Origin of the sequence: Brevibacillus centrosporus (assembly GCF_003710815.1) — a bacterium.
GTDB classification, from domain to species: Bacteria; Bacillota; Bacilli; order Brevibacillales; family Brevibacillaceae; genus Brevibacillus; species Brevibacillus centrosporus.
Window position 1 is genome coordinate 44,954 of sequence record NZ_RHHP01000051.1, and the last position, 12,273, is coordinate 57,226.

12 protein-coding genes and 1 riboswitch are annotated in these 12,273 nt (G+C 50.6%); of the genes, 11 read left to right on the forward strand and 1 reads right to left on the reverse strand.

The features are described 5' to 3' along the window. The first annotated feature begins 1 nt into the window (after position 1). From EDM55_RS28810 to EDM55_RS28825, 4 genes are all read left to right on the forward strand, one after another. Positions 2 to 973 (forward strand): ABC transporter ATP-binding protein, encoded by a 972-nt coding sequence (locus tag EDM55_RS28810; RefSeq protein ID WP_092269083.1) that lies wholly within the window; start codon positions 2 to 4, stop codon positions 971 to 973. 102 nt (positions 974 to 1,075) lie between these two features. After that, positions 1,076 to 2,746 (forward strand): ABC transporter substrate-binding protein, encoded by a 1,671-nt coding sequence (locus tag EDM55_RS28815; RefSeq protein ID WP_122962018.1) that lies wholly within the window; start codon positions 1,076 to 1,078, stop codon positions 2,744 to 2,746. Positions 2,747 to 2,909: 163 nt separating this feature from the next. Beyond that, positions 2,910 to 3,920, forward strand: a complete 1,011-nt coding sequence (locus tag EDM55_RS28820) for an ABC transporter permease (protein ID WP_092269077.1) — start codon at positions 2,910 to 2,912, stop codon at positions 3,918 to 3,920. A gap of 13 nt (positions 3,921 to 3,933) precedes the next feature. Then, complete coding sequence (locus EDM55_RS28825; protein ID WP_092269074.1) at positions 3,934 to 4,827, forward strand: ABC transporter permease; 894 nt, start codon at positions 3,934 to 3,936, stop codon at positions 4,825 to 4,827. Between the two features lie 44 nt (positions 4,828 to 4,871). Here EDM55_RS28825 and EDM55_RS28830 read toward each other — a convergent pair whose 3' ends face one another. Then, on the reverse strand, positions 4,872 to 5,633 hold the full coding sequence (locus EDM55_RS28830) for an alpha/beta fold hydrolase (RefSeq protein WP_122962019.1): 762 nt from the start codon (positions 5,631 to 5,633) through the stop codon (positions 4,872 to 4,874). Between the two features lie 122 nt (positions 5,634 to 5,755). On the opposite strand from EDM55_RS28830, the gene EDM55_RS28835 reads away from it, so the two are divergent. The 7 genes from EDM55_RS28835 to EDM55_RS28870 all read left to right on the forward strand — a co-directional run bounded on the left by EDM55_RS28835 (position 5,756) and on the right by EDM55_RS28870 (position 12,103). Further along, positions 5,756 to 6,847 carry a M24 family metallopeptidase gene (locus EDM55_RS28835; RefSeq protein WP_122962039.1) on the forward strand — a complete coding sequence of 364 codons (1,092 nt, stop codon included), beginning with the start codon at positions 5,756 to 5,758 and terminating at the stop codon, positions 6,845 to 6,847. Between the two features lie 12 nt (positions 6,848 to 6,859). After that, a riboswitch (cobalamin riboswitch) is annotated at positions 6,860 to 7,066 on the forward strand. Between the two features lie 271 nt (positions 7,067 to 7,337). Next, complete coding sequence (locus tag EDM55_RS28845; RefSeq protein ID WP_092269063.1) at positions 7,338 to 8,384, forward strand: ABC transporter substrate-binding protein; 1,047 nt, start codon at positions 7,338 to 7,340, stop codon at positions 8,382 to 8,384. 105 nt (positions 8,385 to 8,489) lie between these two features. Continuing rightward, positions 8,490 to 9,503 carry a FecCD family ABC transporter permease gene (locus EDM55_RS28850; RefSeq protein WP_122962040.1) on the forward strand — a complete coding sequence of 338 codons (1,014 nt, stop codon included), beginning with the start codon at positions 8,490 to 8,492 and terminating at the stop codon, positions 9,501 to 9,503. After that, positions 9,500 to 10,312, forward strand: a complete 813-nt coding sequence (locus EDM55_RS28855; RefSeq protein WP_092269060.1) for a heme ABC transporter ATP-binding protein — start codon at positions 9,500 to 9,502, stop codon at positions 10,310 to 10,312. The genes EDM55_RS28850 and EDM55_RS28855 overlap by 4 nt, the downstream gene beginning before the upstream one ends. Further along, a complete protein-coding gene (locus EDM55_RS28860; RefSeq protein ID WP_092269057.1) occupies positions 10,302 to 10,523 on the forward strand; it encodes a hypothetical protein in 222 nt (73 codons plus the stop codon). Before EDM55_RS28855 ends, EDM55_RS28860 begins: the two co-directional genes overlap by 11 nt. 57 nt (positions 10,524 to 10,580) lie before the next feature. Beyond that, complete coding sequence (locus EDM55_RS28865; protein ID WP_092269054.1) at positions 10,581 to 11,129, forward strand: sigma-70 family RNA polymerase sigma factor; 549 nt, start codon at positions 10,581 to 10,583, stop codon at positions 11,127 to 11,129. Then, positions 11,099 to 12,103, forward strand: coding sequence for a hypothetical protein (locus tag EDM55_RS28870; protein WP_122962041.1), 1,005 nt, complete (start codon positions 11,099 to 11,101; stop codon positions 12,101 to 12,103). Before EDM55_RS28865 ends, EDM55_RS28870 begins: the two co-directional genes overlap by 31 nt. Positions 12,104 to 12,273 lie beyond the last annotated feature (170 nt).

Genomic DNA, 12,273 nt, shown 5'->3' on the forward strand with positions numbered 1-12,273 from the left:
GGTGACTGAAGAACTGCTCGTCGTTAAAAACTTGAAAAAATACTATCCGATCACAGGCGGTGTCCTCGGAGGGGAAATCGGAGTCGTAAAAGCCGTAGACGATGTCTCGTTTACCGTGAAACGTGGAGAAACATTGGGATTGGTTGGAGAAAGTGGATGCGGCAAATCGACGACAGGACGTTCGCTGCTTCGCTTGATCGAGCCGACAGCAGGAGAGGTTTATTTTGATGGCGTAAATGTATCCGCTCTCTCGATAGAAGAAATGCGGAAGATGCGCAGAGACATGCAGATTGTCTTCCAAGATCCATTTGCTTCTCTAAACCCACGTCACAATATTGAGAAGATTCTGGAAGAACCGTTGATTGTTCATGGCATGGGTTCATCTGCTGAGCGCAAAAAACGCGTGCAGGAGATGCTGGAGGTCGTGGGACTGAGCAGCTATCACGCCAGGCGCTATCCACACCAATTCAGTGGCGGCCAGCGTCAACGGATCGGGATCGCACGCGCGCTGATGCTCAATCCCAAGCTGATTGTGGCGGACGAGCCTGTATCAGCGCTGGATGTATCGATTCAATCCCAAGTGCTGAATCTGATGCAGGACCTGCAGCGCGATCTCGGCTTGACCTATTTGTTTATTGCTCACGATCTGAGTGTGGTCCGCCACATCAGTGACCGGGTAGGGGTCATGTACCTCGGCCGAATCGTCGAGCTGACGAGCAGTGCACAGCTGTACAGCAATCCCCTGCACCCGTATACCAAAGCCTTGCTTTCGGCAGTTCCCACGCCTGACCCAGACGCTGCACGCGAACGAGTCATACTCCAAGGCGATGTGCCAAGTCCAGCGAATCCGCCAAGTGGCTGTACGTTCCATACGCGTTGCCCTCATGTGACAGATGAATGCCGCACGACTCGACCACTCTTCCAGGATGTGGGAGACGGACATTTTGTGGCTTGCCATCTATACAAGTCTTAATTGGGGAAGGATCCTCATCAAAGGGGGGATGCGAAGCAAAGCCATGCCAATCGATTCTCTACCAACTGTAAAATCTGAAATTCTAGAAGAGGGGGATTATTCATGAAGAAGAGAGTGCTCTCGACTGCCATGACCGGCATGCTTGCATTTGCTATGCTGCTTGCGGGTTGCAGCGGAACTCAAACGGCACAAAAACCGGCAGAGCAGCCAAAGACAGAAGCGCCGGCAACAACACCTGCTGCTGAACCTGCGAAAAGCAGCGGACCGAAACAGCTGATCGTAGGTCGCGGTGGCGATACGGTAGGTTTGGACCCCATCGCACAAACAGACGGGGAGTCTTTCAAAGTAACAGAAAACGTATTTGACACGCTGGTAGGTTACGAGGAAGAGAGCACAGCTGTCGTTCCTTCTCTGGCGGAGAAATGGGAAATCACTCCTGATGGTTTGACCTACACCTTCCACCTGCGCTCTGGTGTAAAATTCCACGACGGCACTGATTTCAATGCGGAAGCCGTGAAATGGAACTTCGAGCGCTGGATGGACAAGAGTCATCCACAACACAACAAAGAAGGCTTTGAATATTACAACGACATGTTCGGTGGTTACAAAGGGGATGAGACCCATGTAATCAAGTCCGTGGAAGCCGTTGACCCACAAACGGTGAAGTTCACACTGAACCGTCCTTTGGCTCCATTCATTCAAAACTTGGGCATGTCATGCTTTGCGATCGCTTCTCCAAAAGCGGTACAAGACATGGGACCTGAGAAGTTCAACGAAAATCCAGTAGGTACAGGTCCATTCGTTTTCAAAGAGTGGAAGCGTAACGACACAATCACACTGGAAAAGAACCCGAACTACTGGAATGCAGGCTTCCCGAAATTGGATAAGCTCGTATTCAAAGTCATTCCTGAGAACACAGCTCGCCTGACTGCATTGACTTCGGGTGAGATCGACATGATGGATGGTCTGAACCCTGATGACGCTCAAGCAGTGAAAGACAATGCAGAGCTGCAGCTGATTCTTCGTCCTTCTATGAACATTGGCTTCGTAGGTTTCAACGTGGAGAAAAAACCACTGGATAACCCAAAAGTTCGTGAAGCCATTGCCTATGCGATCAACAAACCAGCTATCATCGAAGCATTCTTTGCAGGATTGGGAGAACCAGCTACCAACCCAATGCCACCTTCCATTTGGGGACACAATGGCAACATCAAAGACCGCGAATTCAATTTGGACAAAGCAAAACAATTGCTGTCCGAAGCTGGCTTCTCGAACGGCTTCAAAATTAAGTTCTGGGCAATGCCAGTTGCTCGTCCGTACATGCCAGATGGCGTGAAAATCGCAGAAGCAATCCAGCAAGACCTGAAAAAAATCGGTGTAGAAGCAGAAATCGTAACGATGGAATGGGCAACGTACCTGGAAAAAACAAAATTGGGCGAACAAGAAATGTTCATGCTCGGTTGGACTGGCGACAACGGAGACCCAGACAATTTCCTGGCTACCTTGCTTGACAAGAACAACATTGGCGGTAACAACCGTACACGTTGGGCAAATGAAGACGCGCACAAATTGCTGATGCAAGCGCAATCTGCTACGACGAAGGAAGAGCGTGAAAAGCTGTACATGCAAGCGCAAGAGATCATCTTCAAGGATGTGCCTATGGTTCCACTGGCTCACTCCACTCCTGCCCTGGCAGCAAAAGCAAACATCATCAACTACAAGCCGCATCCAAAAGGATCCGAGAGCTTGGAGAAGGTTGATTTCAAAGAGTAAGCTCATGCTGTGATTCATGAATAGGCGGAAGGGTAAGAGGAGTTATCCCTCTTCTTGCCCTTTCCTTATTTTTCTGCACTTATCCTTGCCATATTGGCAAGAAAGACTGCGCCTGCTTCCATTCAGAGGCAAAGTCAAGTTTTCTATTAAGGAAAGCGAGGAGATGGCATTGCTATCCTACAGCATCCGAAGAATTCTCATGCTCATCCCCGTTCTACTGGGCATGTCGATCGTCGTTTTTTCTATTATTCGTGCCATCCCAGGTGATCCGGCTCTCACTATTTTGGGGGAGAAAGCAAGTCCAAAAGCGATCGAAGATTTACGAGAAGTACTTGGCTTGAACAATCCTTGGTACATTCAGTACTTTGATTATCTCAAACAGATTTTGACGGGTGATCTCGGAGTTTCCTTGCACTCCGGCGCGAGTATTACGCAAGAAATCATGCCTTATTTAGCAGCAACGACCGAATTGACTATCGTCAGTATGCTGTTCGCTGTAATCATCGGTGTGAATGCAGGTATTTTATCTGCGTGGAAGCAAAACTCCTGGTTTGACTACTGTGCGATGTTGATCGCCTTGATTGGTGTCTCCATGCCAATTTTCTGGTTGGGTTTGATGGAGCAGTGGTTCTTTGCGCAAGAGCTGAAGTGGCTGCCATCCGTTGGTCGTGACAATTCGCGTAATCCCGTGGAGGCCATTACGCAGTTCTATATACTGGATACGATTCTAGCTGGACAATGGGATCAGCTGTGGGAAGTAATCAAGCATCTTATTTTGCCGGGAGTGGCTCTCGGAACGATTCCAATGGCGATTATCGCTCGCATCACACGCTCCAGTATGCTGGAGGTCATGCGTGCGGACTACGTGAGAACGGCGCGAGCAAAAGGACTGGCTCAATTTTGGGTTGTCTACAAGCACGCTTTGAAAAACGCGATGATTCCGGTGCTGACCGTAATCGGCTTGCAAACGGGCTTGCTGCTGGGGGGAGCTGTTTTGACCGAGACGATTTTCGGATGGCCTGGGGTAGGGCGATACATTTTTACCGCCATTGGGAACCGCGATTATCCGGTCATCCAGTCAGGGATTTTGGTGATCGCTACTATCTTCGTGCTGATCAACTTGCTGGTCGACCTCCTGTACGCCTATATCGATCCACGTATTAAATATCGCTAAGGAGGCAGGAGATATGGCAGATACACAAGTGCAAACAGTGCCTTTGCAAGTAAAGGACGAACAAATTATCTCACCATGGCGAGAAGCATGGAGAGCCTTGCGTAAAAACAAGCTAGCGATGGCAGGACTGGGTATCATTCTCTTCTTCGTCGTCGTAGCGGTCTTTGCGCCAATCATCGCGCCGTATCCGTACGACGAAGGTGAGCTTGTCATGAAAAACAAGCCACCATCCGAAGAGCATTGGTTTGGAACGGATTATAACGGTCGGGATGTATTCAGTCGCGTCGTGTACGGTGCTCGCATTTCGTTGTGGGTAGGTACGTTCTCCGTTATCGGTTCGGTAGTAGCAGGGACGGTGCTCGGACTTCTTGCAGGTTATTATGGGAAATGGATTGACACGCTTATTTCTCGTATTTTTGACATCATGCTGGCATTCCCTAGCATTCTGCTGGCGATTGCGATCGTAGCGATTTTGGGTCCATCCCTGCAAAACGCCTTGCTCGCCATCGCGATTATCAACATTCCGACGTTTGGTCGTCTCGTACGCTCGCGGGTTCTGAGCTTGAAAGAAGAAGAGTTTGTGATGGCGGCTCGTGCCATTGGGATGAAGGATTCGCGCATTTTGATGCAGCATATCTTGCCGAACAGCCTGGCTCCCATCATTGTAACGGGGACGATGGGCATTGCCACAGCGATTATTGAGGCGGCAGCCTTGGGTTTCCTCGGTTTGGGTGCGCAGCCGCCCGAGCCGGAGTGGGGAAAAATGCTTTCCGATTCGCGGCAATACATTCAAAAGGCACCTTGGACGGTCATCTTCCCGGGATTGTCGATCATGCTGACGGTATTGGGCTTTAACCTCATTGGGGACGGTTTGCGCGATGCGCTTGACCCTCGTATGAAAAACTAAACATGTGGGCTCGTGTGGGAGGGAGGTTCTTACCCTCCCTTTTCCTATGTGGAGAACTCCCGGCACAGACGATTCAATTCGGGTGCAGCCTTGGTAACCACTTGATGGGCGACTCCCGGGATCATGACCATTTTAGAATTCCGTATGCCTTCACTAAGCAGCTGCCCATAGGGGTGAATGCTTCGATCTTCTGCCCCGTACACGAGAAGGGTGGGCAAAGTAATCTCGGGAAGTCTTTGGGTACAGTTGTAGGAATGACCTGCCTTGTAGAGGTGACTCAAGGTGGTAGAGTCGGTCAGAGAGGCGTGCTTGATCCATCTCTCTTGCAGCTGTGGGTCATCGATATGAGATGACGTAATGCTTTGTGCCAAGAGGGGTACTCCGTGAATGCCTGCCATGGCTTGCGCGAGGTAAAAACGACTGTGCAAATAAAGATCATTTACTTCAGAAAAGGCGCTGACCAAGATCAGTCCACTCACCTGCTCGGGAAAGCAAAGAGCGTATTCGAGAGCGATCGAGGCTCCCTGTGAGTAGCCGAGCAAGTAAGGCTTCTCCAAACCTAGCGTTTGTATGAGCTCATGCAGGCACACGGTGAGATCATGAATAGAGAACGGTTCAGGGAGCGGGCTGCTATGTCCATGACCAGGTAAATCGGGTACGAACAGCTGGAACGTATCGGCGAGAGGGTGCTGAGAGACAAAATTGATAGAGCCAATGCAGGGCGCATGAATGCAGAGGAGTGGAGTGCCTTGTCCGACAATGGTGCATGCCAGGGTTCCGTTTGGTAGAGTAATTGTGTGTTCCATAGCAATATTCACCTCAGCTATAACTTGGTTTTGAAAAGGTTTTTTTCTCGGATAAGCTTCTTTTTTACAGAGGGAAATGGTATTCTCGCAATAGAATAAATGGAGAAAGCTAGGTGACGAAAATGTTCCAAGAACGCATCCAAAAGCTGCACGATTTTCTTAGCGAACAAGAACTTGACGCGGTGTTGATCACCTCTCCCAAACATGTTTATTATTTGACAGGCTTTTTCACCGATCCCCATGAACGTTTTCTGGGTCTGATTATTCCGGCGGAGGGAGAACCATCTCTGATCGTGCCTGCGCTGGATCGTGAAGCCGCAGCATCCGCTTCGAGCGTACAAAATATTTTCACCCACACTGATATTCAAAATCCATATGAAGTCTTAAAGCAAACGCTTCCTGCTGGCTTGAAGCAGCTGGGCATTGAAAAAAGCCATATGACAGTCGAGCGCTATGAGGCAATGGGCGAAGTGGTTGGCGCTTCCCGTTATGTCGATGTAGAAGGGCCTCTGCGTGAAATGCGTCTGATCAAATCCCCTGACGAGGTGGATCGTATGAAGCATGCGATCCAGCTGGTGGAGGACTCCTTGCGCGAGACCTTGAAAAAAGTGAAGCCTGGTGTAACCGAAACGGAACTGGTGGCTGAGCTGGAGTTTCAAATGAAGCGCTTGGGTGCTGACGGCCCGTCCTTTACGTCGATGGTATTGGCTGGAGAAAAGTCTGCGCTGCCGCATGGAAAACCAGGCTCTCGCCAAGTGCAAGAAGGCGAAGTACTCTTGTTTGATATCGGTGTGGAAGCAAACGGCTATGTCTCTGATATCACGCGCACATTTGCGGTCGGAGAAATCAGTGAGCAATTGCGTGAAATTTACGAAACCGTTCTGGCTGCGAATGAAGCAGCGATCGCACAGGTTCGTCCCGGCGTGACCTTTGCTCACCTCGACCAAACAGCACGCGATGTGATCGCAGCGAAAGGCTTCGGCGAATACTTCATGCATCGTTTGGGCCATGGACTCGGCATGGACGTACATGAGTATCCATCTGTACACGGACAAAATCAGGAGACGTTGCGCCCAGGTATGGTGTTTACCATCGAACCGGGAATTTATGTTCCAGGCGTAGGCGGCGTGCGGATTGAAGACAACGTACTCGTAACAGAGACAGGCGTTGAAGTCATGACACAATTCCCGAAACAACTGACTGTTATCGGATAAAAGCAAGCCATAATTGAATAGGTGTTTGATGGTGCTGCTGGACAAGAGGACAAGTCCAGCCAGCTTAATAGGGAAGTCCGGTGAAATTCCGGCGCGGTCCCGCCACTGTAAGGAGGAGTCCTCTGCGATGAACCACTGTTCCGCTGTTTGTAGGGAATGGGAAGGACGTAGAGGACGATGATTCCAAGCCAGGAGACCTGCCATGAAACCATGCACAATCGACCCACGCGGATGGGATGATGTGGAAGTACAGCAGCATGTGTAAAGGCGGAATCCCGTTTATTTGCCATACTCTGTCCACATTGGAAAGCATCTCCCGTTTGCGCGTGGGAGATGCTTTTTTTATTTCCGCGAAAGCTCCGTTGAAGTCTTCACGATGCCAAGCTTTCAAATCTGGAGAGGAGGTGAGGCGAGATACCTTTCGCTGGCGAAATGATGAGGATGAAACCAAACCGATAACTGGGGGACGAAAAAAGGAGAGAAGAGAAAGATGAAAGCACCTGAAAAGAAATGGCATCGACTGTGGAAGGGGAGCTGGTCAGTGCTGATTCTGGCGCTTATGCTGGTCGCAACGGCATGCGGCTCGCCGGCAGCTAGCGGGCAGGGAGAGCAAGCACAAGGGAATCCGGCTCCTGCTGCACAGCAGCAAGCACAACCAGTAGCAGACAAGCCGGTCACGCTGCAAAACAACGGCATGGAAATGACTTATCCGGAAGCACCAAAGAGAGCGGTCACGTTGAACCAGCATGTAACAGAGGTCATGCTGGCTTTGGGCTTGGGCGACAAAATGGTTGGGACAGCCTATCTAGATGATCAAATTCTGCCTGAGTTGAAAGAGGCGTATGACAAAGTTCCTGTGCTGTCTGATAAGTATCCAAGCAAGGAAGTGTTGATGGCAGCTGAGCCTGATTTCGTGTATGCAGGCTGGAAAAGCGGTTTTGGTGACAAAGGCGTAGGATCCATGGAGGAATTGGAGAAAGCAGGGATCAAGTCGTACTTGCATGAATCGTCTAATAAGACAGCTCCGACTGTAGAAGATGTATTTACCGATATTCAAAACATCGGACGCATTTTCCGGATGGAGGATCGGGCGAATGAGCTAGTGAGCAAAATGAAAACAGAAATGGAACAAACGACGAGCAAGCTGGGCCAGGTAGATAAACCGTTAAAGGTATTCGTTTATGACAGTGGGGAAGAGCAGGCCTTTACAGCTGCAAACAACTATATGACTGCCTTGATTAACATGGCGGGAGGCAAAAATATTTTTGACGACATTCAAAAAGGCTGGGCTGATGTGAGCTGGGAAGAAGTCGTGAGTCGCAATCCTGACGTGATCATCATCGTTGATTACGGAGACAAGAGCCAGGAGCAAAAACGTGAGCTGCTCCTGAGCAAAAAAGAGCTGGCAAGCGTGTCAGCTATTCAAAACAATCGATTGATCGTTTTGCCGCTATCGGCTGCAAGCGAAGGGGTTCGCGGGCCGATTGCCTTGAAGATTTTGGCGGAAGGGCTCTATCCGGAGAAATTCAAGCAATGAGGGCGAGCGTTAGCAAAGTGACGAAGGGTAACAGACAAGGGCATCTTGCAGGAGGGGGAGTCAGAATTGCGTAGGACAAGCCTGACTGTGCTTATCCTTTCTCTAATGATCGTGCTGCTTGTATCGATTACGCTCGCCATTACACTGGGGTCTGTAGACATTCATCCTAGGACAGTCTGGAGAATTGCACTGAACCATGTCCCCTTCCTCGGGGAATGGACGACAGAAGATTGGACTCGCGCGCAGCACTCGATCATTTGGGACATTCGCTTTCCTCGTGTTCTGCTGGCCGCAGTCGTTGGCGCTGGTCTGTCTGTGGTCGGTGTAGCCATCCAGTCGTTGGTTCGAAATTCCCTGGCTGATCCTTACATACTAGGTGTTTCTTCAGGAGCCTCGGTGGGTGCCACGCTCGTCATCCTGTTTGGCGCCTTTAGCATGTACGGTCAATACGCCTTGTCGGTAGGCGCATTTCTCGGCTCTCTGCTATCCATCGTGCTGATTTTCTCGCTTTCTCGGATAGGCGGACAAAATTCAACCGTCCGCCTACTCATGGCAGGGATTGCGATTTCGGCTATTCTATCGGGTGTCACGAGCTTGATTATCTTTTCGGCTCCGAATGAACATGGCATACGCTCTGTCCTCTTTTGGCTGAGCGGCAGTTTGGCAGGGGCCAAATGGGAGTATTTGACGATTCCCAGCCTTGTCGTCCTGGTATGTCTCGCAGTCTTGCTGGCGCAATACCGCTCTCTTAATTCCATGTTGATGGGCGAAGAGTCGGCGAGCACTCTTGGTGTGAATACGGTGCAATTTCGCAAGCTGCTTTTGGTTATTACGGCGCTATTGACGGGTGTCATCGTTGCTATCAGCGGGTCTATCGGATTTGTTGGTCTGATGATGCCACATATCGTCCGAGTCATTGTCGGATCCGATCATCGACGTGTCTTGCCCGTCAGCGCACTCTTGGGAGCCATCTTTCTGATCTGGGCGGATGCTTTGGCGAGGCTTTCCTTCGCTCCTGAAGAATTGCCCATAGGCATTATTACGGCACTCTGTGGCGGGCCATTTTTTATCTGGTTGATGCTTCGCAGCTCGTATTCATTTGGAGGTGGTGGGCGATGAAGCTTGTTGCAAGTGACATAACCGTCTCCCTGACCAACAAGCGAATCATTCACGATATAGGCATGGAGGTAAAAGAAGGGGAGTTCGTGGGGCTAATCGGACCAAATGGCAGCGGCAAATCCACGCTGCTCAAAAGCATCTATCGTGTCATGAAGCCAACTGCGGGCTGGATCGGGCTGGACGGGGACGATCTATACAAGCTGTCTCCGAAGGAAAGCGCCCGGCGTATGTCCGTTGTTCGACAGGAATCTTCGGTCGAATTCGATTTTTCCGTGCAGGAAATCGTGATGATGGGACGTTCGCCACACAAAAAAACGTTTCAGCTGGATTCGGTAGAGGACAAAGATATCAGCGACAAGGCGTTGGCACGCGTTGACATGAGCGATTATGCCGAGCGCAGTTTCTTCTCGCTGTCTGGAGGAGAGAAGCAGCGTGTCTTGATTGCCAGAGCATTGGCACAACAAGCTGATTTTCTGGTTTTGGACGAGCCCACGAATCATTTGGATGTGCGCTATCAGCTGCAGGTCATGGATATCGTCAGGCAGCTGGGGATTACCGTTCTGTCTGCTCTGCACGACTTGAACATAGCGGCCATGTATTGTGATCGGTTGTATGTATTAAAAGAAGGCCATCTTGTTGCATCGGGTTCGCCAGATGAGATGCTGACGTCCGATTTGATTCGAGAGGTTTTTGGGGTGGAGACGGACGTATCTGTGCATCCGATTACGGGAAAGAAGCAGATTTACTTTATCTCGACAGCATTTCAGGCAAAGGGAATTCGAACCGCTGAGGTATCGAGTGGACCGTGAACATGCCTTGCTTTTGCCAAATGAGCTGGAGCTGCTCTTAGAGTCCGAGGGCTTCCAGGTGATCGGGAAGACCACGCATGACACAGAGGAGAAAGATTATGACCGGGACCGGTGGCAGCACGGGGGTTATCCTTTCGTCCGATCGACAGATGCCTCCGCCGGTGGGACTCACTGGACTGTGATCGCCAAAAAAATATCCGGAATCGTGTAACAAAATGTCAGCAGCTGCATCTAACCAGTAACGAATTCATGCAGAGGAGGCGCGCACGTGGAGAAATTGCAGCCCACGGAGGATGCCGCATTTGAACAAATCATGCGGGAATACGGGACGCGCGTGCTTAGGCTGGTGACGTTTCTGGTAAAAGAGCGGAATGACGCGGAAGATATCACGCAGGATGTGTTTGTGAAGGTATACAGAAACCTGCCGCGATTTCGTGGACAAAGCACCCTGCAAACGTGGATATACCGGATCGCGGTCAATGAATGCAAAGGATACCTGCGCTCATGGGCCTTTCGAAAAATATGGCCGGGCTCCTGGATCAAAGCGGGGAGCGATGCTTCTACCGAGCATGTCGTGATGAAGCAGTATGAGAGGGATGAACTGGTGGAGCAGGTGCAAAGCCTTCCTCCCATGTACCGTCAAGTGATCGTCCTTCATTACTATGCAGACTTGTCCATAGCAGAAGTGGCAAACGTCCTGTCTGTATCGGAGGGGTCCGTACGTACGCGTTTGCACCGGGCAAGACAGCAGCTGAAAAAGAGGATGGGAGAGGGGCGTGAGTGGGAATGGACGAGAACCAGTGGATCGAACAATTGAAAGAGAAGGCGGATAGCAAGATGTTCCGCGATGTCCATTTCACGGCTGCCATGAAAGAAGGTGTCAGTCAGCGCATCCACCAGCGACACTCCAAAAGGATGGTCAGGTGGTCGAGGTTTGCTTTCCCTGTCCTGACCGTATTGCTGCTGTTTCTGGCATGGCAGGTAGGGCTTTTGTCTCTCTTCTCTGGAGAGAGACAAGCGTCAAAACCCTCTGAGCAAACCACGTCCGTACCAGAGCTTTTACCAGGCGGCTCCCTGGATGTTCCTCTTCTGTGGAAGGCATCCCCTCGAACAGAAACGACCGCTAATGGTCAGCCCTTCTTCTACCTCGGAAACAAGCCGGTGAGAATCATCACCGATCCGTCCGGTTTTTATGAAGATCAGCAGCAACGAGTCTTTTGGCTGCTAGATGCTGGGCAAATGAAAAAGGTAGAGCTGGTTGCCTACAACAGTGAGGGAAGGCGTGTAGAGCTGGGATCGTACTCGGTTAGTGGCCCCTTGTTTGATGCGCAGCGCCATGTGCCCACTGGAGTCACGCTGCCCGATCCAGGGATCTGGAAGCTGCAGGTAAATGCAGACGGGAAGCATCTCGGTCAAGTGTTTGTAGAGGTGAAGACAGGCGTTTCTCCTGCCAATCGGGAGTTGGTCGAGCCGATTATCCGTGAATATGTGGAGAGGGAAAGCTCCGAACTGGGCGATCTGGGGAAAGAACGAGACGTGACGATTGAGCTTTTGGGAGTAGAAGCGCCAGATGCTGCCAACCGCAGCGTTTATGCTTGGGTAAAAGTATTGAGCAAGGACCCGCTCAAATCGTCAGGGGTCAGCGCGCCTATGGCTTTCCAGATTGCTTACGACGGGAGCAAGTACAAAGTGACCGGCTTTCAGATGCCAGAGGACGGGAACCGCTACCAAAGCAGTCTGCAACAAATCTTTCCCCAAAAGGTATTGGAACGAATACAAACCCGCCCATAATAGGGATGAGGAAAACGGACCGATTTTCTTTTCGGTCTGTTTTTTATCCAGAAAACCTAAGCGAAGTGATCTGTGCGCGAAAAAGCGGCGAAAGCCTGTTTCTCTTTGGTTGCACGGGAAGTCATGCGTTTGATATAATAAACGTTAGTGTATTTTTTGCGACCGCAATC